The organism is Limosilactobacillus ingluviei str. Autruche 4, from assembly GCF_000312405.1.
Lineage (GTDB): Bacteria > Bacillota > Bacilli > Lactobacillales > Lactobacillaceae > Limosilactobacillus > Limosilactobacillus ingluviei.
This window is the reverse complement of record NZ_HE997176.1, coordinates 40,301-62,502: the sequence shown is the minus strand read 5'-3', so window position 1 is coordinate 62,502 and position 22,202 is coordinate 40,301. Positions and strand designations below refer to the sequence as shown.

At 52.8% G+C, this 22,202-nt stretch carries 19 protein-coding genes, 2 pseudogenes and 1 other annotated feature; of the genes and pseudogenes, 8 read left to right on the top strand and 13 right to left on the bottom strand.

Annotated elements, in window-relative coordinates; translation table 11 throughout:
* The first annotated feature begins 98 nt into the window (after positions 1-98).
* On the top strand, positions 99-782 hold the full coding sequence (locus tag BN54_RS08380; RefSeq protein WP_019206749.1) for an AzlC family ABC transporter permease: 684 nt from the start codon (positions 99-101) through the stop codon (positions 780-782).
* Positions 779-1,108, top strand: coding sequence for a branched-chain amino acid transporter permease (locus BN54_RS08375; protein WP_019206748.1), 330 nt, complete (start codon positions 779-781; stop codon positions 1,106-1,108). The genes BN54_RS08380 and BN54_RS08375 overlap by 4 nt, the downstream gene beginning before the upstream one ends.
* 570 nt (positions 1,109-1,678) lie before the next feature.
* On the opposite strand, the gene BN54_RS08370 is transcribed toward BN54_RS08375, so the two are convergent.
* From BN54_RS08370 to asnA, 5 genes are all read right to left on the bottom strand, one after another.
* Positions 1,679-2,938 carry a D-alanyl-D-alanine carboxypeptidase family protein gene (locus BN54_RS08370; RefSeq protein WP_019206747.1) on the bottom strand — a complete coding sequence of 420 codons (1,260 nt, stop codon included), beginning with the start codon at positions 2,936-2,938 and terminating at the stop codon, positions 1,679-1,681.
* Positions 2,939-3,052: 114 nt separating this feature from the next.
* Positions 3,053-3,574, bottom strand: a complete 522-nt coding sequence (locus BN54_RS08365; RefSeq protein WP_019206746.1) for a hypothetical protein — start codon at positions 3,572-3,574, stop codon at positions 3,053-3,055.
* Between the two features lie 59 nt (positions 3,575-3,633).
* A complete protein-coding gene (locus tag BN54_RS08360; protein ID WP_019206745.1) occupies positions 3,634-4,215 on the bottom strand; it encodes a phosphatase PAP2 family protein in 582 nt (193 codons plus the stop codon).
* Complete coding sequence (locus BN54_RS08355; RefSeq protein WP_019206744.1) at positions 4,208-7,123, bottom strand: DUF3427 domain-containing protein; 2,916 nt, start codon at positions 7,121-7,123, stop codon at positions 4,208-4,210. The genes BN54_RS08360 and BN54_RS08355 overlap by 8 nt, the downstream gene beginning before the upstream one ends.
* 163 nt (positions 7,124-7,286) lie before the next feature.
* Positions 7,287-8,297 (bottom strand): aspartate--ammonia ligase, encoded by a 1,011-nt coding sequence (gene asnA, locus BN54_RS08350; protein ID WP_019206743.1) that lies wholly within the window; start codon positions 8,295-8,297, stop codon positions 7,287-7,289.
* A gap of 75 nt (positions 8,298-8,372) precedes the next feature.
* Positions 8,373-8,625 (bottom strand) — a binding site (T-box leader).
* Positions 8,626-8,796: 171 nt separating this feature from the next.
* Here asnA and BN54_RS08345 point away from each other — a divergent pair.
* Positions 8,797-9,396 (top strand): glycoside hydrolase family 73 protein, encoded by a 600-nt coding sequence (locus BN54_RS08345; protein ID WP_019206741.1) that lies wholly within the window; start codon positions 8,797-8,799, stop codon positions 9,394-9,396.
* Between the two features lie 70 nt (positions 9,397-9,466).
* Entirely contained in the window at positions 9,467-9,985 is a 519-nt protein-coding gene (locus BN54_RS08340) for a GNAT family N-acetyltransferase (RefSeq protein WP_019206740.1), read from the top strand.
* Between the two features lie 43 nt (positions 9,986-10,028).
* On the opposite strand, the gene BN54_RS08335 is transcribed toward BN54_RS08340, so the two are convergent.
* On the bottom strand, positions 10,029-11,192 hold the full coding sequence (locus BN54_RS08335) for an MFS transporter (protein ID WP_019206739.1): 1,164 nt from the start codon (positions 11,190-11,192) through the stop codon (positions 10,029-10,031).
* Positions 11,193-11,395: 203 nt separating this feature from the next.
* Here BN54_RS08335 and BN54_RS08330 point away from each other — a divergent pair, with 203 nt between their 5' ends.
* The gene (locus BN54_RS08330) at positions 11,396-12,265 is read left to right on the top strand and encodes an alpha/beta hydrolase (RefSeq protein WP_019206738.1); all 870 of its coding nucleotides are present in this window, start codon (positions 11,396-11,398) and stop codon (positions 12,263-12,265) included.
* Positions 12,266-12,433: 168 nt separating this feature from the next.
* On the opposite strand, the gene BN54_RS08325 is transcribed toward BN54_RS08330, so the two are convergent.
* Positions 12,434-13,120, bottom strand: coding sequence for a type 1 glutamine amidotransferase domain-containing protein (locus BN54_RS08325; RefSeq protein WP_019206737.1), 687 nt, complete (start codon positions 13,118-13,120; stop codon positions 12,434-12,436).
* 3 nt (positions 13,121-13,123) lie between these two features.
* On the bottom strand, positions 13,124-13,417 hold the full coding sequence (locus tag BN54_RS09915) for a hypothetical protein (RefSeq protein ID WP_155818361.1): 294 nt from the start codon (positions 13,415-13,417) through the stop codon (positions 13,124-13,126).
* 201 nt (positions 13,418-13,618) lie between these two features.
* Here BN54_RS09915 and BN54_RS08315 point away from each other — a divergent pair.
* From BN54_RS08315 to BN54_RS08305, 3 genes and pseudogenes are all read left to right on the top strand, one after another.
* A pseudogene (locus tag BN54_RS08315) lies at positions 13,619-13,987 on the top strand (PTS beta-glucoside transporter subunit EIIBCA); the annotation flags it as partial.
* Positions 13,988-14,244: 257 nt separating this feature from the next.
* On the top strand, positions 14,245-15,696 hold the full coding sequence (locus tag BN54_RS08310) for an APC family permease (RefSeq protein ID WP_019206734.1): 1,452 nt from the start codon (positions 14,245-14,247) through the stop codon (positions 15,694-15,696).
* Positions 15,680-17,035 carry an aspartate aminotransferase family protein gene (locus BN54_RS08305; protein ID WP_019206733.1) on the top strand — a complete coding sequence of 452 codons (1,356 nt, stop codon included), beginning with the start codon at positions 15,680-15,682 and terminating at the stop codon, positions 17,033-17,035. The genes BN54_RS08310 and BN54_RS08305 overlap by 17 nt, the downstream gene beginning before the upstream one ends.
* A 47-nt stretch (positions 17,036-17,082) precedes the next feature.
* Here the strand turns inward: BN54_RS08305 and BN54_RS08300 are convergent, their stop codons facing one another.
* The 5 genes and pseudogenes from BN54_RS08300 to BN54_RS08280 form a co-directional block, all read right to left on the bottom strand.
* Positions 17,083-17,892 (bottom strand): EAL domain-containing protein, encoded by an 810-nt coding sequence (locus tag BN54_RS08300; RefSeq protein ID WP_019206732.1) that lies wholly within the window; start codon positions 17,890-17,892, stop codon positions 17,083-17,085.
* A pseudogene (locus tag BN54_RS08295) lies at positions 17,885-19,207 on the bottom strand (glycosyltransferase family 2 protein). The gene BN54_RS08300 and the pseudogene BN54_RS08295 overlap by 8 nt, the downstream one beginning before the upstream one ends.
* Positions 19,185-19,688 (bottom strand): hypothetical protein, encoded by a 504-nt coding sequence (locus tag BN54_RS08290; protein ID WP_019206729.1) that lies wholly within the window; start codon positions 19,686-19,688, stop codon positions 19,185-19,187. Before BN54_RS08290 ends, BN54_RS08295 begins: the two are co-directional and overlap by 23 nt.
* A gap of 207 nt (positions 19,689-19,895) precedes the next feature.
* Positions 19,896-20,639, bottom strand: a complete 744-nt coding sequence (gene yaaA, locus BN54_RS08285) for a peroxide stress protein YaaA (RefSeq protein ID WP_019206728.1) — start codon at positions 20,637-20,639, stop codon at positions 19,896-19,898.
* An 87-nt stretch (positions 20,640-20,726) separates the two neighbouring features.
* Positions 20,727-22,130: an MFS transporter gene (locus BN54_RS08280; protein ID WP_019206727.1), complete on the bottom strand. Its 1,404-nt coding sequence runs from the start codon at positions 22,128-22,130 to the stop codon at positions 20,727-20,729.
* Between the last annotated feature and the right edge of the window lie 72 nt (positions 22,131-22,202).

Here is a 22,202-nt window from a genome sequence, read left to right as displayed (position 1 = left end):
AGAACCCGCTTTTTTCCTGGTCGCTTGTTTTTTTCCGCTGGGGCGGGTAAAATCAAGCCATTGATTTTCATCAAATTTTAATTTAAAGGAGATTCGCGATGCCGCGCTCAGCTTTTAACGTTGCTTGGCATGCCTCCCTCCCCGTTTTGTTTGGCTACTTAATCTTAGGACTAGGCTATGGCTTATATATGCATAACCTGGGCTTTGCCTGGTGGTACCCGCCCTTAATGGCTGCTACCATTTACGGGGGATCCGTGGAATTTGTGATTGCCACCATGCTGACGCAACACTTCAACCCCCTCACCGTCTTATTAATCACCTTTGTCGTTGGTTTTCGCCAGTTTTTCTACGCGGTCAGTATGTTGAACCGTTACGACAGCGGTGACTGGCGACAATGGCTGCGCATTTATGGTCTTTCTGATGAAACCTTCGCGGTCAACTACACCCTGCACGTCCCAACTGGGGTCAACCGGCAAACCGTCTATACGTGGGTGACGGTGCTTGACTATGGTTATTGGATCAGTGGCGCCTTATTCGGCGGGTGCTTGGGCCAAGCCCTCGCCTTGCAAATTCCCGGGCTTGAATTTGTTATGACCGCCCTGTTTATCGTCCTGTGCTTGGACCAGTGGCAACGGGAAAGCGATCACCTCAGTACCTTAAGCGGGCTGGTCTTAACCGCTTTGACCCTGTGGTTGGTCGGGAAAACCTACTTTTTGCTGGTCACCTTGTTATTATTAGTTCTTGAATATAGTTGGTTAGATTGGAGGCGTCGGCAGTCATGATCCTTTGGCAACGTTTAGCGACCATCGGCCTTGCCGCCATGGCCAATTTTTTAACCCGGGTGTTGCCCTTTTGGCTGTTCAAACGGCCCGGCAGCCAAACGCCCCCGTTTATTCAGGGCCTCGGGGATTTTTTGCCCGGGGCGATTATGGCAATGTTGGTGATCTACTGCTTGCGTGACGTTAATTGGACCGGGCCCAGTCACGGCCTGCCGGAACTAGCGGCCGCTTTCATTACTGCCGGGGTCCATTTAAAGTGGCACCAAACCTTCCTGTCATTACTTTTGGGTACTGGTAGTTATATGCTCTTCATAAACTGGCCGTTTTAATTTTTTAACGCTAAAAGGGCGCCCAATCACCTTCGATCGGGCGCCCTTTTAGCTGGGGTCGACTGCTGATTAAAGTCTTAGCTGAAACGGCTGCGAATACCGTGGGAGAATGAAACAATAATCAGTGCGACTAACCCCAAAATTGCAATTACATTACTCATCGTTGACATCATATTGAACACTCCTTTTTTTCTTTTAATCGTCGGGCGCTAGGCCCCGTTCTTGTTTACAAGCTTATCGTAACAGCCTTTTGCGGCTTTGACCACTAATAATCTGCTGATGTTTTGATGAGGAAAATCCCCGCTCCGCCCGGGATTTTTAAGGCAATTCTGAGCAATTGTCCTGGTTTTAAAGTCTAGCTCTACTCGTCAACGTTAAACCCGCAGTCTAATCCCCTTTGCCTCCCCCGCGAAATTAATTATCTTTCGTCAGATTGGTCGAACCATTCAAATTTCTAAGAATCACGGCCATAATCTTCTTAGAATCGCAAGTTGAAGCGTCAAAAATTTTTTACCCGGACCCTTGGCAAAAATAAAAAAGCCGGGGAAATTTCCCTCGGCTGCTAAGTGATTAAAACTGCCACCAATGGTGCTTGGCAACGCTGGTCGTGGCCCAAGCGGGCAAAGTAAAGTCGGGCATCCCCGCCAACTGCAAGGTAATCGTCCCCACCCGTTGGCCGGCCTTGACGGGAGCCCGAACCTGGCGGTGCGCAATCGTATCTTGATCACTGCGCACCTTCAGCTTAGCTGGCCAATGCTTGGCAGTGGCCAGTTGCTTGGGCACCCATACCACCGTTGATTTAATTTTAACCCCCGTCTGGTGCCGGTGGTGACCATGCGCCACTTTTACCGTTTGGACTTGGGCACTCAATTGTTGGACCTTGGTTAAGGTCACCGGAGTCGCGCGGTTCATTACAATATCCAGCATTTTTTGGGTTTGGGTAAACTGGTTGTTAAACTCACCGGGGGCATGCAAAACAACGGTAATGATTCGCCGGTTGGCAAAGGTTCCCGACCCGACAAAACAGTTACCGGCCTTATCGGTTAAGCCGGTCTTGAGCCCGTCGATTTCGCCGCCCTTCGCCGCCACACCATTTTCTGGCAGCATAGCGTTAATATTGATCATTTGCTCCTCTTGGCCGTCGGTGACCCGGAAGTTGACAAATTTTTGACTGGTCAGTTTAGTAACGTCGGGGTAGTGATTTAACAAGTAAGCCGCAATTTTCGCCATATCTTGCGCCGAAAAAAGGTTTTCGGCATCCTTGTCGACCCCTTTTAGACCGTAGCGGCCCAGCTCGCCGTTCGACAGGCCAATCATATTGTAAATTTTAGCGTCCGTCACCCCCGCGCGGTGAGCCATCTTTTGCATCTTCTGATTAAAAGCCTGGGTGCTCCCCGCCGAGGCTAAGGCCAAGGCTTCGGCACTCCCATCGGCCGAAACAATCATCATTGATTCCACTAAGGCCTTAACGGTGTAACTTTCCCCTTCGTTTAATTGGACGTTGGAAAAACGCCAGTCATTGGCCAACTTCGCCACCGCGTGGTCAATTTTGATTTTTTGCTCCCAATCCAAGCGGTGGTGGGCAATATCATCTTCAATTACTAATAAGGTTAAAATCTTGGTCACCGAAGCCACTGGATAACGCTTAGTGGCATTTTGGGCGTACAAGACCTGCCCGGTTTGCTGATCAATCATAACCGCCGCGCGGGCATCCACCCGCGTCGCCGCTGCCCCTTGCACCGGAGCGCTCACGAAGCTGCCTAACAAGACCGCCAGCATCACCACGCCTGACCAGTGGTGCCGGAGCCAATTAACACTTTGTTTCCACATAAAAATCCCCATTCATGGTTTGCATTTTTGTCACAATAGGTAACATTGTACAAGATTTCGCCATGCCCGGGGGATTTTTTAACAAATTGTAGGAATTTAGTAACCAGGCCTTAATTATTGCCCGGGAAAAGGTTGGGCCGTCGTATGCGGTACCGTCGTCGTCGGGGCCTGGTGCTGGGCTTTAAAGGTCGCAATTGAATCATCGCGAACTTGCAGCGCCCGTTGCTTTAGCTCGCTGTCACTGCCGGGGGCATAGATTGAAAATTCCCCCGTCAAACGCATTTCCGTCAGCTCCAGTTCTCCCGGAATGATAAACTCGCTCTTCAGTAGGCTGACCAAGTACTTGGCGGAGTCGCTCAAGTCTTCGAGTTTCCCAAAGCTGTCACGAAAATGCTTCATCTTGGCCGCTTTTTCCGCGTGCCATTGGAAATACTCGTTGAATTGTTCAACGACGTGCATCAGCTTGCGCCGGTATTCACGCCGAAACTCCGGGATCCCCCGCAGGTCTTCGGCCACGTATTTTTTCAAAGCCACGAATTCCAAATTAAAGCCACTGTTGGGCGCCATTTGAATCCCGTTGGCCGCTTGGTCCGCTAATTGGGGGGTGATATGAAATTGAATCAATTGTGCATCCATTATTTTTCCGCCTTTTCTGTCTTTTCTTCAGCCTATCATTTTTTTGCGCTGCCGACCAGTCAAAACCAACCCAGTAATTGAATCAGCCACTTCAACCAGCTGAGCCAACTGAGCGCTAAGAGGACTGCCCCGACAACATCACTGGGGTAGTGGGCCCGTAAGGTCAAACGGGAATATGCCACCAGCCCCCACCATAGCAATAAGCTGCCGGCCAACCACCACGCTGGCCCATATAATTGCCAGAGCATTACCGTCATGACCGTTGTTCCCAGCACATGGCCAGAGGGAAAACTATAGCCATCATCATGGGCCAAATGTTGTACCGGACGTGGGCGCTTCAGGGTATGCTTAATGATAATTCCAATCACATTGGCTCCGCCCAGGCCGGCTAACACGCCCAACGCCCCCAGCCACCCACGGGTGGACCACTGGACCACCGCCAGTAAGAAGCACCAGCCCACCATCAACTTAGGCTGGGTTACCCAGGCGACACCCCGCCAAAACCAGCCCTGGTTGGCGGTAACGAAGTAGGCATGCCAACGTTCATCCCAGACTTGCACCTTGGTCACGCGACGCAATAAAAAGATCAGCCCCGCTAACGCCCCACTGCTGAGGAGGGCCACAATCAGTTGGTTAAGCATCTTCTTCCCCCGTTAATAAGCGCAAGAGTTGGTCATCCAGTGGTGTATCCAGGGCCAAATTGACCGCCAAACGCGTCAAATCCCCGTCGACCACCTTCGTCAAACTATCAGCTTGGTAATGACAAGTCCCAAGGTAATAGTAGCTCTGTTGATCGAGGGCATTGGAACGTTGGACAAACAAGTGGAGGCGGTCTTGGCCGCTAAGCAACCGTTGGACGTTTTTCGCGGTCGGTTTGATGTCCTTGCCATTCAAAAAGAAGCGTAACGCCCCGTGACCAATAAACTCATTTTGATAAGCCAATGCCTTTTTGATTCCCTGTCGCTTCTGATAGGAGACAAAGAAGATCCCCTCATGCAACTGTGACTCGGCATTGGTAAAGTAATAGCCGCTCACAATCTGGGCATTTAAATTCTTCGGGTTGTTAATTAAACGCACCGCATCCTTGCGGGTATACTTTTGCCCCCGGGTAAATAACTGGTCCGGGCGGTAGGCCTGGGCCAAGGCCAACCCCGTTTTCACCGTGTCGGCCACTAGCGCGCGAAACTGGGGCGTAGTCTGTAAAGCCGCCCGCATTTGGGGTCCCCACTGGTAGTGATTTCCCACGAACTCCACCACTGGTTGACTGCCGTAATCGGCCTGGGTCGGTCGCGCTCGCTTAGCAAAATACGACAAGTCCAAGACCTTGTGAACCGAGCGCAAGGTCAGCGGATCACTCACGCACCCGTGGGCTTGCAGCTGGGCTTGAAAGGCTTGGGCGGTGACCACCGGCTGATTAAGCAACTGGGCTAATAACAACAACTCGTGGCGCCGCTTGCCATTCAGCAATTCCGCGCTGCAAAAATTCAAGACCCGGTGTTGGTAATCAGTTAATGTCACGGGTTCACCCATTTTGGCCAAGAATTGGGCATAGTTGCGCACCGGACCGGTACTGGTCACGACCAAGGGATCGGCCACCCCATAACGCTGAAAGTCACTTAAGGCTGGGCGCCGCCCCAAACGTGCCTTTAAATCCATGTACAGGGGCCGTAACCGGCTCAGCGCCGTTAAATGGGCTTGACTCAGGGTTGCCAGCACCCGCTCCTGGGCGACCGGTTCAAATTCAATCGTCGACTGCCCCACCAACGTTTGCCCCTGGACAGTGGCCCGGGCAGCATCCGCCGAAGCCGTCGCCGCCCCGGTCAAGGCTAGGGGCAACAGGTAATTGTGCTTAAAATTCCCGATAAAATCAATCACCACCAGGTAATCTTTCCCCGGTGACTTGCGCAACCCCCGCCCCAACTGCTGTTGGTAAACGATTGGTGACGCGGTGTTGCGCAAGAAGACAACCTGATTAACGCACGGAATGTCGATTCCTTCATTAAAGATATCGACGGTAACCAAGTATTCTAACTGCCCCGCGGTGAGTTGCGCCACTAATTGTTCGCGGCGCGCAATTCCGTCGGTCCCACTTAGCGCCGCGGCCGGGTGCCCATGCCGGCATAAAGCGGCTGCCAGTTCCGTTGCTTCCAAGACACTGGCACAAAAAATCAAGCCGTGCACCTGGTCACCACTGTAACCATAATAAGCCGTTTGGGCCAATAAATAGGCCACTCGTTCATCTGACGTCAACAACGCGACCGCTTTGGCATCCGCCCGGTGCGCTGAACCCGTCGCAAACTGCGCTTGGTACTTCGTCACCCGTTGGTTGTCCGCCGCGAGCGTAAATTGGTAATCAGCAATCCCCACGTAGTGAAAGGGCACCAGCATTTCAGCCGCTAAGGCCTCCGGCAGGCGAATTTCATAAGCGACTTGATGATCAAACAGGTCAAAGACGCTCACTTCGTCCGTCCGTTCCGGGGTCGCCGTCAACCCCAGACAAAAGGTGGGGTGAAAGTAATCCAGCAAGGCTTGGTACGTCGCTGCCCCGGCGTGGTGAACCTCATCGATGATCAGATAATCAAATTCTGCCGGTTCAAACGCGGCCAAATTTTTTTGCAGGGTTTGGACGGTCGCAAACAGGTACTTGGCGCCCCAGTCGTGCCGATTGCCAGTCAGCAAACCATAATCGCGTTCGGCACCCACCAGAACCTTTTGAAAACTGCGCCGCGCCTTTTGCAAAATCTGCTCCCGGTGAGCCACAAACAACAACCGTTGGGGCCGCGCCGCTTGCACCGCAAAGGCCGCCAGATACGTCTTGCCCGTCCCGGTGGCAGAAATGACTAAGCCACGCCGGGCCCCGGTGCCACGCAGTTGCTCAATTGCCGCCAACGCCGCTGCTTGCATCCGGTTTGGCCGAATCACCGGCGTCGGGGCGGCCGCCAGTGGCTGAGCTTGCGGCGCCTGATAGTTAGCCTGATACGCGGCCAGCCACGCCGCAGTTAATGGTTGCGCTTGGGCCCATTGGCGCGCAAAGAGCTGCTGAAATTGCCCAGTAAAGGCCCCAGCGGCCCGGGAATCCAACTGCAACATCCACTCTTGGTTGCGCCCCAACATCGCCCCGGCCGTTAAATTCGCACTGCCCACCAAAAACGTTGCGTAAGCCCCGTGATCAAACCAGTAACCCTTCTGGTGAAAGCCCGCCCCGGCGGCGACTCTGACCTCAAGGTTAGGCAATTTCAATAGTTCCGCAAAGACTTTCGGGGTGTTGAAATTTAGGTACGTCGCCGTTAACAACTGGCCCTTCACTCCCTTGGCTGCCAATTGCCGCAACAGTGGTTTCAAATTTGATACCATCGCGTCACTGATAAAGGCGACACTAAAACAAAAGCGTCGGCAGGTCAATAAGTGGTGGCGCAGGGTCAGCCAAGTCGGTGTGCCTTGATTGTCCAATAGACGCGGGCCAAAGTTGACACTGGCCTGGCCATGACTTTGGTCCACCAGACTATTTACTAATGCCGCTTGTAGCTCCGTTGTTTGCCAATCCGTCATCCTGATTCCCCCTGAATTCAATTCACTTTTCCCATTATACCGAAAAGGCAGGACCCCCGCCGGAGATCCTGCCTGTGATTTAAAATTGTTTTCGTTCGCCGGGTCCACTGGCGAAGGGCCCCAGGCTGGGAGGAAGCCTGGGGTCCGAAGGAAGGCGGTCTAATTATAGCAAGTGAATGCCGACCTTATCGCATTCTTCCCGCATGCTTTCTGGCCACAGGCTGGCTTGCACTTCACCAACGTGGGCCTTGCCTAACAGCAACATGCACAGCCGGGATTGCCCAATCCCCCCACCGATCGTGTATGGCAGTTCCCCCGCCAACAGGGCGCGGTGGAATGGCAATTTCGCCCGCTCTTCAGCGCCGGCTTTCTTTAATTGTTCCGCCAGCGATTTTTCGGATACCCGGATCCCCATACTGGAAACTTCCAACTTGCAGCCCAGGGGTTCATACCAGAAAATAATGTCACCGTTCAACGCCCAATCATCGTAGTCGGGGGCGCGCCCGTCGTGACGTTCACCGGAACGTTGCAACTTGTCACCGATCTTCATAACAAAGACACAGCCCAATTCCTTAGCGATCTTGTCTTCCCGTTCCATTGGCGTCAATTCTGGCCAGCGGTCTTCTAGTTCTTGGGTCGTCACAAAGTGAATTTCATCTGGCAAGTGGTGCACAGCTTGCGGGTACTTGTACCACACCTCGTGTTCCATGTGCTTGATGACCTTGAAGATTTGCTTAACAGTAGCCTTTAAGGTCGCTTCCGTCCGTTCTTCTTTGGCGATCACCTTTTCCCAGTCCCACTGGTCAACGTAGATCGAGTGGAAGTTGTCCATGTCTTCGTCCTTGCGAATGGCGTTCATGTTTGTGTACAGCCCTTCGTGCATCCCGAAGCCATACTTTTTCAAAGCCAGGCGCTTCCACTTGGCCAGGGAGTGGACGATCTCGATCCGTTCATCGCCTAAGTCTTTGGCGGTAAAGTGGACTGGCGTTTCAACCCCGTTTAAATCGTCGTTGAGCCCGCTGGAGTGGCGCACAAACATCGGGGCTGACATCCGTTGCAAGTTTAATTCCGCCGATAATTCATCTTGGAACGTTTCCCGGATGTAGCGGATGGCTTCTTCGGTTTCGCGAATCGTCAGCTTTGAGTCATAATCTTTTGGTAAAATCAACGTCATAAGAAGGTCCTCCTTAATTAACTCACGTGCAACTTGGTTTTAAGAAATGAAAAGAAGCCCTTCATCCCCTGAATTCCAAGGGACGAAAGGCTTCTTTCCGCGGTACCACCCTAGTTGCTTGGGGGTCTGACCCAAGCCACCTCAAATAAGAGTACTAACATACTCTGCCGGGGGTAACGTTCCGGTAACGGCTGCGCCTACTTCGCTTTGCGTTTGGGGCAGCAACATCCGAAAGGGTTTTTCACCAGTCCAGGGTCGCTTGGGTTCCCACTAACCCCAAGTCACTGCACGAATGCGGCTGGCTACTCGTCTTTCTCATTGTTTTTTAAATTTGTTGATTATATTCTAACCAACTTTTGGGGAATTGCAAGCCCCGGTCCCGAAAAAATTTGAACTTTTTCTGCGCACCAGCTAACAAATTGGTTACGATTGGCGAAAAAACTACCATTTCGCAAGGGCTTCTTTTAAGATCAAAGGGAACGAAAGAAAGGATTTTATCATGCAGAAAAAAACACTGGTAGCCATCTTGATTGGCGGCTTAGCCCTCATCGCTTTAGCCGGCCTGACCGTCTTTTTAGTCAACCGGCCCAGCCAAACGCCGACGCGGGAAAGTCACCCGGCCGATATGACGGTCAAGCAATTCATCAAGCAAATCGCTCCGGCGGCCCAAGCAGAACAAAAAAAATACCACATTCCTGCCAGCATCGTGATTGCTCAAGCTGGCCTGGAATCGGATTGGGGCCGGGCTAAGTTGGCCTATAAATACAATAACCTCTTTGGGATGAAGGCTTCCGGCCACCAGGCCAAGGTCCGGTTAGCGACCAAAGAAACGCTCAACGGGCATACTAAGACCGTCAAACAGGATTTTGCCGTTTATGATTCCTGGGCAGACTCGATTCAAGCCCACGCCAAACTGATTTTAAACGGCACGGTTGATAACCACGACCGCTTCAAAGGCGTCACCACCGCCAAGGATTACCAAACGGCTGCCTGGGAGTTACAAAAAAACGGCTACGCGACCGACCCCGCCTACGCCAATAAGCTCATTTATGCCATCCAAAAGTTCAAGCTTGATCGCTACGACCATTTTGCTAACTAATTTTTCAATCGTCACCCAGCGTAATTGGTGCTATCCTAGAAGCAGCAAAATTATCACGGAGGCAGTTTAAATGGCAATTCCAATCTTAGTTCCCGCCAGCACGGCCGATCTCCCCGCCATTATGACGATTATTGACCAGGCGAAAGCCGCTTTAAGGGCCGCCGGATCCCCGCAGTGGCAAACCGGCTACCCGAATCAAGCCACGATTGAAACCGACCTAGCGGCAGAACAGGGGTGGGTCTTACGGCTGGAGCAAACTGTGGTCGGGTACCTGGCCCTCGTGGTCGGCGACGAACCAACTTACCAGCACATCGATGGCGCTTGGGCGGATACGACCGCACCATATGCGACCTTGCACCGGGTCGCCTTGAGCGACCAATACCGGGGCCAAGGACTGGGCAAATTCATGCTCAGTACCGCTATCTCAGTTGGCGCGGCGCAAGGAATTCGGAATTTCCGCATTGATACCTACCAACTCAACCAGCCGGTCCAGACCCTCGTCAAGGCAGCGGGCTTTAGCCACCGCGGCACGATTTACGTTAATGAACCCAACCATCCGGAACGTTTGGCCTTCGAATTAAATCTTTAATAAAAAATCACGCTAGCCACCTGGGCAAAGCGTGATTTTTCGTTTAGCTTTGGTTACGCCACTTGGCCGCCAACATAATCAAAACCGTGGCCAACGCCCCGTAGAGCGCCGCAATGTAGCCGACTTTCGTCAGATCCAAGAACCGAACCGTTTCCGCAGCCGTCAACGATCCCAGTGAAATCCCGATGTTAGCAAAGATCGAGTTTAACGACGAAGCCAGATCCAAGGCTTGCGGGTACTCTTTTTCGGCGATGTTTAAAAACATCAGCTGGGTCGAGGCCCCATACCCCGCCAAAGCCACGCAAACCAAAGCGATGATGGCAACCGTCGCCCACGGCCAAGCAAACGACGGGGCCATTAAGGCTAAGAGGATCGTCATCGCCACGTACATCCCCGGCAGCCGCTTAACACCACCGTTGTCAGCCAAAAAGCCCCCAAACTTGTTACCGATAATAAAGAAGATCCCCATCATCAATAAGAGCCAGTTTAACCAGGTATCATTGAAGCCCAAGACGGTGGTCAATAACGGCCGAATGTAAGTATAGAAGGTGTAGTCGGCTGCACAGACTGCCACGATAAAGGTAATCCCCACCAAAATCCGGCGATCAGCAAACAGGGCAAACTGATCTTTCAAATGTCCCTTAACCTGAGGGGTGTCTTTGGGTACCAACCAGACCAACAGGCCCATTACGATCACCGTCAACCAGGTAATCATCCAAAAGCTGTCATGCCAAGTGAGATGCTGACTGACCAAGGTCCCAATCGGCACCCCAATCACGGAAGCAATACTAAAACCGGCAAAGATCCACGAGACCAACCCCGCCCGCTTCGCTGGGGGCGCGACAAAGGCTGCAATCACCAATACCAAGGAGATAATTGCGCCGGCCACCGTCGCCGTCAACATCCGCGATAAAATCAAAGCCCAATACCCCTTGGCCAGGGCCGTCCAGGTATTGCCGATTAAAAAGACGACCATCAACGCCAGCAGCACCTTATGCCGGGGCCACCGCCCCGCCACCGACGTAATAATTGGCGTACTTAAGGCGTAGACAAAAGCAAAAATCGTCACCACGTAACCCAGCGAGGCCAACGAGACATGGTATTCGTGGGCCACATCGGGCAAAACCCCGACAATCACGTACTCATTACAGCCCAACATAAAGGCGACTAAGACAAAAACAATCGCACGCAATTGCTCTTTTCGCATTGTACGTTCCTCCGTTTCTTTATGGTCCCGCGGCCAAATTAAAAACCAGGCGCCAACCTGGTTTGCTCCGCCGCCACGGGCGCGTTAAATTCTATCCAATCTACTCTACCGGGTTCTGAAGTGACATGCAAGCCTTTAAACTTGACAATTTTCTTTGCAATCGCAATCATAACCATAAAATACGCTAACTGGAGGAAACGAAAATGCAAAAATTTTGGTGGCGTTGGTTGCTCGTGCTGGTGGCCCTGGCCGGGGCCGTAGTGGCAGCGAACCACAATCGCACGCAACAAGGAACGCAAGCCGCCCACTTTGTTAATTCCACCACCCCAACCCTCTTTTTTCATGGCTGGGGCTCGTCATACCACGCCGAACAGCAAATGGCCAATTACGCCCTCAGCCGTGGGGTCACCACGACGATCGTCCGCGCCGATGTCGCCAAGGATGGCCAAGTCACCTGGTACGGTCGCTTAACCCCTGGCGCGCGCAATCCAATCATCGAAGTTAACCTGCAAAATAACAAAAGCGTCAAATCAGGCGCCGGTTCGCTCGTGGACGCCTACGCCAACAGTAGCCAGTACGTTCTGGCCGTGATGCGGGCGGTCAAAGCCAAGTATGGCTTTACCAAAGTGAACGTGGTTGCCCACTCGATGGGGAACCTCCAAGTGTACTATTATTTGAAGGCCCACGGACAAGATCGCTCCCTGCCCCAAATCCAAAAGCTTGTTGACCTAGCCGGGCATTGGAACGGCCTGGTAATGGAGCCGGGGGCAACCACGGTAACCTTAGCGGGCAATGGGCGGCCCTCCATAATGTTGCCACAATACCAGGGCTTGCTGAGCTTACGGCAAACCTTTCCCCGTCAAATTGACGTGCTCAACGTTTATGGCAATTCAAAGAATAACACCGATGGGACCGTACCGAACGTTTCCTCGCGTTCTTTACGCTGGTTAGTAGCCGGCCGCGCCCATTCCTACCAGGAAGAAGTCATCAAGGGCCCCGGCGGCCAACACAGCCAACTGCACGAAAACAAGGCCGTCGACCGGCTCCTGGTCCGTTTTTTATGGCAAAAATAACCTTCTTGATGGTTTTTGAATATTACACAGATCACGTGGGAAATAACCGCAAGCCTAGTGGATAAGTACGAACGAAGAACGACGCGTACCGCGCCAACCTTCGTCCTAGCTTATCCATCCGGCTTGCCGAGCAGGTTATTTCCCACTCTCATTTTATTTCCCAGGAAATTATTTTTCTTCTGCCAACGCCGCGATTAGTTTCGTTGCCACCGCTTGGGCCGAAAACGGATTTTGTCCGGTAATCAAGCGACCGTCTTGCACAGCAAAGGTCGCATACGGCCGCCGTTTGACGAAGTGGCCACCTCGCCGGGTTACTTCAACTTGGTTTAAAAACGGCACCTGCCAACGCTTACCGGCCAGCACTTCTTCACCGGTGGTGAACCCGGTGACCTGGCGATTGACCAGCAAATACTCCCCATTTGGCCGCCGCAAATTCAAGAGTCCGGCAATTCCGTGGCAAACTGCGGTGACATAGCCGCCCTGCTGGTAAATCACTTCCGCCAACTGTCGCAGCCCCGCATCCGCCGGAAAGTCCCACATCACCCCGTGCCCACCGGCATAGTAAATCGCGATGTAATCCTGCGGTCGCACTGCCGCTGGTGGCAGGGTTTGGGCTAAGGCCGCCCGCTGAAAGGCTGGTTGGCGATACAGGGCCAAGCTGGCCGCATCGGCATACTTCATGCTTCGGGGATCCAGGGGGACATAACCACCCTTCGGGCTAACGTAATCAACTTGATACCCCACCGCTTGGACTGCTAACACAAATTCTGTGGTTTCTCCCAGCCACAGCCCAGTCGCTTCTGCCCGCTGGCCATAGCTGGTTTGATTGGTTTCCACAACTAAGATCTTTTTCATTTATCACCTCCACGGTATTAACGCCTTCAATCCTTGTTCACGTAAAGCATAGCCTAAAATCGGCCAAGCCGTCTGCGGCCGCGTAATGGCTTGCCCCGCTGCCAAACTGGCCATTTGTTGTTCATAGTAAGCCAAACCAATTAATGACCCTACCTTGCGATCTAATCGGTGCCACCCCGTCGAAAAATGGGAAACCTGCACTGGCCGAAGAGTACCGGCTTGGAGCTGGTGTGGCAAATCTGGCACTAATACCAACGGGCGAGCAAGCCCGACCAAATCAGTATCCCCGCTGGCCACTGCTTCTTCAATCCCTTCCCGGGTCCGAAAGCCCCCGTAACCATAATTGGCACGTCGACGGCGGCCTTTGCCTGGCGCGCGTAGTCAATAAAAGTGGCGCCCTGGCCATCCTCCATCATCTTGGGATGCTCGTATAAGCCACCTGAAATTTCAATTAAATCGATCCCACGATTGGCCAGTTCCTTCATCACCGCCAACGAATCCGCCGCCGTCTTAGCCGTCGCCATCAAGTCGAAGAAAAAGGATCGCAAGTCCTTAGGGATTGCCGCGGCCATCTACGGGATCAACCTGCGCTTCCGCAAGGTCTTTATCTCCGGGTTGGCTGGCTCAGCCGTCGGTGGTCTGATCACCGGGTTAATGCACGGCTCGATGTACGGCTTTACCGGGTCGCTGATCGGTTTCTCTTCCTTCTTTAATCCGGCGTACCCAACCGACTTAAATTCCTTCTACGCTTTCCTCTTCTCCAGTCTGGCGGCGATCATTGTCTCCTTTATCGTCGCTTGGGTCTGGGGCTATAACGATCAAATGGAAATGGGCAAGAAGGTCACCAAGAAACAAACGCCTAAATAACTTTCAGTTCAATTACCACTTAACCGCTGCTCAGCACGCCTCTCCCCGCTGCTGGGCGGCGGTTTTTGCTATCCCAGCTATAAAACGATAAAATGAGAGGCTTTTAATCCCACCGATGGAAGCCCTCCCACATGAATTGACGAATTTCTTTTGTTGACGCGGATCCGCGGACTTGCTAAACTAGATTAAGAATTTATGAGAGAGTTTTAACCCTACATAGCATTTATTTTGGTTTAGTTCAAAAGGAGGAGATACTTATGAGTTTTTGGCAAACCATTACCCGTAAGGAAGACCCGAATGTATACCAGGACAAGGACAGTCACCTGATCCGCACGCTGCGGGTCCGCGACTTCCTGGCCCTGGGGGTCGGGACAATTGTTTCAACGTCGATTTTTACCCTGCCGGGGGAAGTGGCCGCGATGCACACTGGGCCAGCGGTGGCGATTTCGTTCCTGCTCGCGGCGATCGTGGCCGGGCTGGTCGCCTTTGCTTACGCGGAAATGTCGGCCGCCATGCCGTTTGCTGGATCAGCATACTCATGGATTAACGTCGTCTTCGGTGAATTCTTCGGCTGGATCGCCGGTTGGGCCCTCTTGGCTGAGTACTTCATCGCCCTGGCCTTCGTGGGTTCCGGACTGTCAGCCAACCTGCGAGCCTTGCTGGCCCCAATGGGCTTGAAACTGCCGGCTTCGCTTTCTAACGCCTTTGGCACCGACGGTGGGATCATCGACTTGATTTCCTTAGTTGTTATCGGCCTAGTAGCCTTCTTGGTCGCCAAGGGGGTTTCGCAAGCCGCCCGGGTGGAAAACATCCTCGTTATCCTCAAAGTCGGTGCGATCCTGCTATTTATCTTCGTAGGGTTAACCGCCATTAAAGCGGCCAACTTCACCCCCTTTATTCCGAAGTACCACCCAACGGCCAACGGGCCATTTGGGGGCTGGCAAGGGATTTACGCCGGGGTTTCGATGATCTTCCTGTCTTACATCGGTTTTGACTCGATTGCCGCGAACTCCGCGGAAGCCAAGGACCCGCAAAAGACGATGCCCCGCGGGATCTTGGGATCGCTGCTGATCGCCGTGGTCCTCTTTGTGGCCGTCGCCCTGGTCTTAATTGGGATGGTCCCGTACATGAAGTACGCTAACTCCGCCGAACCAGTTGGGCTGGCCTTACGGAGTGCCGGTCACCCCGTGGTCGCTTCGGTCGTTCAAACGATTGCTGTCTTCGGGATGTTTACCGCTTTGATTGGGATGACGATGGCTGGCTCCCGGCTGATCTACTCCTTCGGGCGGGATGGGATGCTACCTAAGTTCTTGGGTGGATTGGACAAGGAAAACCGGCCCAACCGGGCTTTGTGGACACTGGCGATCATCGCGATCTTAATCGGGGCCCTCTTCCCATTTGCCTTCTTGTCCCAACTGATCTCAGCCGGGACTTTGATTGCCTTCATGTTTGTCTCCCTCGGGATTTACGCCTTGCGTAAGCGTGAAGGTAAGGACATTCCAGAACCAGCCTTTAAAATGCCATTCTATCCGGTCCTGCCCGCGTTGGGCTTTGTAGCTTCTCTGATCGTTTTCTGGGGATTAGACATCCAAGCTAAGCTTTACGCCGGTGGTTGGTTCGTCCTCGGGGTTATTATCTACTTTGCTTACGGAATTCGTCACTCTTACTTAGCCAAGAAGGGGGCTGACGTAAATGGAGACAACCAATAAACAACTGCTCGCCGCTGAAGATACGGCCCTGGCCACTAGTGCCCGGATCAAGTACTACGATATTGTGATTGACCACGGTCATGGCGCCGTTTTGACCGACGTCGAGGGCCACCAATACCTTGATTTACTGGCCAGCGCCAGCTCAACCAACACCGGCCATACCCACCCCAAAATCGTGCAGGCCATTCAGCACCAAGCGGCCAAATTGATTCAATACACGCCCGCTTACTTTGCCAACACCAGCGCCGCGAAGCTTGCGCCCAAATTGGCCAGTTTGGCGCCGATCAGCGGCCCAGTGGAAATTTCATGGGGTAATTCCGGTTCGGATGCCAATGATGCGATCATTAAGTTTGCCCGCGCGGCGACCGGCCGGCAGTACGTGGTTTCCTTTACCGGGGCCTACCACGGCTCGACGTATGGCTCCATGAGTGCTTCGGCCGTCAGTTTGAATATGACCCGCAAAATGGGGCCGCTTTTGCCCGGGATGGTCAAGGTCCCCTTCCCCTCCCCGTGGCTGAAAGAAGCCGGCGAAAGTGAGGAGCACTTCGTTGACCGCTTCTTTGCCGCCTTCAAACTCCCCTTTGAAACTTACTTGCCGGCCGATGAAGTCGCCGTGATCCTAGTTGAACCAATCCAAGGGGACGGCGGGATCGCGATGATGCCCCCGGCCTTCATGACCAAAATTTATCAGTTTGCCAAGGCCCACGGGATCCTATTTGCCATTGACGAAATCAACCAAGGTTTGGGGCGGACCGGCAAATGGTGGTCAATCCAACACTTCCCCGGCATTGAACCGGACTTAATGTCCGTCGGTAAATCCTTGGCTTCGGGCTTGCCGCTCAGTGCCGTTATTGGGCGCCGCGCGGTCATGGAAGCCCTCGGGGCGCCGGCCCACCTCTTTACGACCGCTGGCAACCCGGTCACGACCGCGGCGGCCTTGGCTACACTAAACGTGATTGAAGAAGAAGACCTGGTCGCTCGTTCCGCCCGGTTGGGGGAAGAGGCGCGCCAATTCTTTACTGCCGCCCAAGCCAAGTATGACTTTATTGGTGACGTGCGCATGTATGGCCTGAACGGTGGGATTGACATTGTTGATCCCCAAACCGGTCAACCAGACCCTACCGCCACCACCAAACTGATCTACCGGGTCTTTGAACTTGGCGCGCTGATTATCAGCCTGCGGGGTAATATTCTCCGCTTCCAGCCTCCGTTAGTCATTACTGAGGATCAACTGGCGCAAGCGTTTGCGATCTTTACGCAAGCCTTTGATGAATTAGCCGCCAACAAACTGGCCTTACCGGCCGGCGCTGATCAAATTGGTTGGCAAGCGAAAAATTAACTAACGAAAAATCCCTCAGCAAGCCCGTCAAGCTTGCTGAGGGATTTTTATAGTGTACCAAGTGGTGCTTGCGGGGCGCTGTACCAGTAGCCCTGCCGATAAGGAATTTGAAGGCGTTGGGCTAAGGTATCCTGCGTTCCGTCTTGAACCTTTGCCAAGACTAAAGTCACCCCCAAACGCTTAGCATGACGCTGCCAGTCACCCAAAGTTAAATCAAGCCAATGATCTGCTGACTTTTTAAATGCTCCCGCCGCAAACTTTAAGTAGTCCACCTCAGTCAGCAGTGGCCGGAGGCTTTGATAGGTCCGCTTGGTCGCATCAATATCTTCGATGCTAATGGCCACGCCGCTCATTTTTAACCGTTGCAACTGCCGCTTAAAGCGCCACTTTTGCCAAGGCGTCAGCACATGAATCGCTACGGCATCAATTTCTAACACCAACTGGCGCTGAGGTCCAATGATACTTTGGGACCACTGGACAAATTGAAGGGCGCGAAAATCAGCGACTTGAGCAACTGTCAAATTCAGAGCAATGATCTTGACTGTTGGCTTCAAACAAGCTTGCAGGCGTTGCAATTGAGCTACCATTTGGGTTAATGGAAAGGTCGCCACGCGCTGGGGCAACTGCCAACGCTGACTCGACTGATCAAAGCTTCGCAATAATAATTCATAGCCTACCATCGTCTGCGCCTGGTCATAAATCGCTTGAACATGATAACGATACTGGACATTATGATCATCACCAATATCAATGCCTTGGCGTTGGCGATAGTACCACCAGCCCACCCCACAACAACTTAGGGCTAACAAGGTCAACAGCAGCCAAATTTTAAAGAGCTCCCACGCTAATTCAGTCATCATTAACCACCTTTCGGGTCGGACTGACCCAAGTTCCCTTCCCATAACCCGCGATTGTTTTCACCGCCCGGGGAAAGGTCGTCACAATTGTCAAGGGATTTACCAGCCAGGTAAAAAGCAAGTACCACGGCGCAAAAAACAAATAACGACGTTTGGCGCCGTGTAAATCTAAGATCAGGGCGGCCAAAACTTGCAACAAGCCCGCCGCTAACTGACACGTCACAAAGATCAAGCTCATCACAATCCCGTGCCAGACCCGTTCATAATTACCATTCCAAGCAAAGGACAGCATCGTCAGTCCAAACCACAAACTGGTTAACCAAAAGAAAAAGGCCCAAACAATCGAAAAAGTGGTGTCCCACATGATCGACCAAACGTGACGATACCGCCACGGATGGGCCAATAAGCGTGGCAGATTGGTCAGCCAGACTTCCGTCCCACCTTGCGCCCAACGTTTTCGTTGCCGATATAGATCACGAAAACTTTCCGGGACGTTCATATGAAAGACGATATCGGGCGCAAATTTAGGCGTCAGATTCAAAAAGGTCTGATCCCAAGCGATACTGATGTCTTCAGTCGCCCGATCCTGCCGAAAGCCCCCAGCCGCCAAAAGAAAGTCGCGCCGTTACATGGTATTAGCCCCACTGTAAGCGTACATCGTATTGTTGATCGCCGTTTGACTGCGCTTGATAATCCCTACAATACTAGCGAATTCCACTGTTTGCGACTTCCCCCACAAAGTTGTCCGGTTATAAACGTCCATGTTGGCGGTAATTGCCGCATAATTCAAACCGGCGGGACTGGTGAAGTACTGCATATATTTAGTCAAAGCATCGGGTTCCGGCAGAGTATCAGCATCGTTGCTCAAAATATATTCCCCACGGGCAAAAAAGGTCCCAATATTAAAAGCATGGGCTTTCCCTTGATTGGCCGTAATGGTAATCACCCGTAATTGGGCAAACTGAGCTTGCAACCGGGCCAATAGTTGGGGCGTCTGATCGGTACTGCCGTCATCTAAGACCAGCACCTCGTAATTGGGATAATCCAACTCCGTAAGCAAATACCTCAGGGTCCTTTCAATTACCACTTCTTCGTTATGAGCTGGCACCATGATCGTCACCATTGGTGTTTTTACTAGCGACTGACCAGGTCTTAACTCATCTTTTTGGCGAAACCAGCGGTAGGCCACAGCGCCCCAGAACCAATACATCGCTCCTAGAATGGGATAAAGGCATAGAATTAAACTGCAGAGCGCCACCAAACGGCTCCAACCTGGCGACACACCCAGAATTTCATTCATGAATTGTGAAGTCATTTTCCACCTCTCTAAGCCAATCGGCAAGCTGTTGATTCGTCAAATTTTGGTTTGGTTGGACCCGATAAACCCGCGCCCGGTGCCTTTGCGTTGCCGGACCAAAACGCAAGGCCATCTTGGCTTCCAAGTAGTGCTGCTGGCGTTGCCGTTTTAATGGGTTAAGCATCGGCCATTTTTCAACCAACCCTTGGCGCCGCCGGTTTTGCAGGTACGCACTGCTAAGGCAAAATACCGCCATCACCCCAAACATGAAGGGCAAAAAGACCACCAAAAATTTCAATTCAACAAAACCCTCGTGGTAGTGCCAAAAGTAATGCCCCCACCGGCCCTTGGTAAGCGCGGCTAGTGCCGTCGCACCGGTAATGACCCCGGGGACTAAAAATAACAGCCAGGCCAACAAGGTCCAAACCGTTTGCCAAATGGTGCGTCCCCAGTGGCCCCGGGCAAAATAATCATCTACGTAGTGTTGTTCCGGTCGCATTCATAAACTCCCTTTCCTTACACCTCAATTGACATTTGAGTGAACGAAAAAAACAATGCCACCGGCGAAGGAAACATTGGTTTTCAAGAATTAATTTGTAGTGTAACATACGAAATTCACCAGTGCGAATCGTAATAAGGAGATCAGCAATTTTGGAGAAAACGATTCCCTGTGATTACTTTTCTAATGATATCCCATTAAATCCGCCTATTTTTTAATAAAAATCAGGTTTGTAGGCGTTGACAAAGCTGGTTGATAACAAAAGCCAGCCACCGCAAATTTTTTTACCCCGGCGAGCGTAGTCACCTGATGTTCAGCTAAATAACGCACCATGTTGCCCCGGGCTTGTTTGGCCTGGGTCGCCTTTTGCTTGAATTTGCCGGCGTGCACTTCCCCGAACAGACAAGTAACCAATTGCCGCGCTGGCGTCAGGTAGGGCGTAATCGCCTTGGCATACTCGACTGAAGCCAGGTTTAAGACCAGGTCACTTTCCCGGTAGACTTCCGCAGCCAGCCGCTCGCCCCAGTACTGGTATAGATTGGCCGTCCCGGCCACCTGAGCGGCATCGCTGAGCCCCAGCCGGTATGGCACAATCCCATCCAAGGGCTTTAAGACCCCGTAAAAACCCGACAGAATCCGCAGGTGCTGCTGGACATAATTCCAGGCGGCATCATCGAAGACCCCCGGTCCCATCGCTTGGTATTGCAGCCCCGTAAAGGCCAGCAGGGCCGGGGTGAGGTCCTTTTTCAAGTCCATCGTCGCCAAGCGCGTCACATTTTGTTGAACCAGCCGGTCGCTGCACTGCCAGATTGCTTTTAATTCCGCCACGGACCGTTGCTTCAAATCCGCCAGGATCGTTTCCGCCTGGGGCAAAAAGACTGGTAAAGCTTGGTAAGGCAAAGCATCCGGGTCGCTTCGCATTTGGCGGGCCGGTGAAATGATAATTTGCATAGCACTTTCTCCCAACGTTTTCTCTAGCCTACCACATTCAAACCGCAGCGCAAAGCATCCCCGCTTCAGCCAAAGGGAGCGAGAAAATTAGGCGCGGGTTTGCGGCCGGTGGGCCTGAAAATGATAGTTCACTAAGGCCGCTACCAAGACCACCAGGGCAAAGCCCAAGGTCAGCAGAAAATCAACTCGGCCCCCTGCGTAGGTCCGGGCCGCCATCGTGCCCGTCCCCTGGTTTTCAAACAACGCCATCAATGACGCCAAGAAGACGACCCCGGTCGCCCCAGCTAGTTGTTGGAGCATGTTAAACAAAGAACTGACGTCCGCGGTATTTTGCAGTGCAACATGGGTGGATGCATTCGAAATCGTATTGGCAAAGGCCATGTTAAAACCGGCCCGCAACACGACAAACAGCAAGGTCATCTTTAGCACCGTCAATTGGGCTTGACCAAAGAAAAAGCCGGCGGCTCCCAAAGTAAGCAAGCAACTGCCCCCGATGACCGGAACCGCAAAGCCCACCCGGTCGGCTAAGGCCCCCGCTAACGGTGACATCACTGCCCCCACCAGGGTCCCAGGCAAGAGAATCGCCCCAGAGATAAAGGCCGAAGCGTGCAAGGTGTACTGGGCGTAGATCGGAATCACCAGCGACAACCCAATATTGATAAATTGCAAGCAGAAGTAGGTCAGCCCATCCAGACTAACGGCCAAGTGTTGGAAAATCCGTAAATCAACCAGCGGCGTCGCGCCCCGAAAGTTCAGGTAAATAAAGAAGCCGTAGAGGGCTAACGCCAGGACCAGCAACCAATAAAAGAGCCCGGTGAAACCAAAGCGGCCAATCATCGACAAGGCGTAGATCCAAGTAAACATGGCCAACGCCAGCGCCAAGAAGCTGGCTAAGTTAAAGTGCGCGGGCTGCTTTGCCGGGGTCGCAGTAATAAAGCGCTGGCCCAACCAGAGGCTGATTAGAGCCACGGGCAGCACAAACCAAAAGATCGCCCGCCAGGACCACACCGTTGCCAACCAGCCCCCGTAGGTTGGTCCCAAGGCCGGCGCAAAGGAGATCACCATCCCGGCGACCCCGGTCATCGCGCCCAGCTTTTCCCGCGGCACCAAGGTGAAGATCAAGTGGAAAAACATCGGGGTACTCAAACCGGTCGCCATCGCTTGCAACAAGCGACTGACCATCAAGACCGGAAAATTCATAGCCAGAGCAGACCCGACGTCGCCCACGATAAAGAGCAGGGCCGCCACTAACTGCAGGCGCTTGGCGGGGAAGCGTTTCAACAAATAGGCCGTCGTCCCCATCATAATCGTTACCATCAAGAGGTACCCGGCCGTCAGCCACTGGGTGATATCCAATGAAATTTGAAAGACCTGCGCCAATTCCGGGTAGGTCACGTTTAAGGCGGTTTCCGCTAGGATCCCAATTAAGGTCAGCAGGGCGACCGCAAGGAGGGCCAGGTAGTCGCCTCCACGCATTCTTGCTTTGCTCATCGTTTCTCTTCCTTTCCATGCTCTGTATGTAAAAAAGGCCCTGGCGTGCGCCACAGCCTTACAAAAACCTTA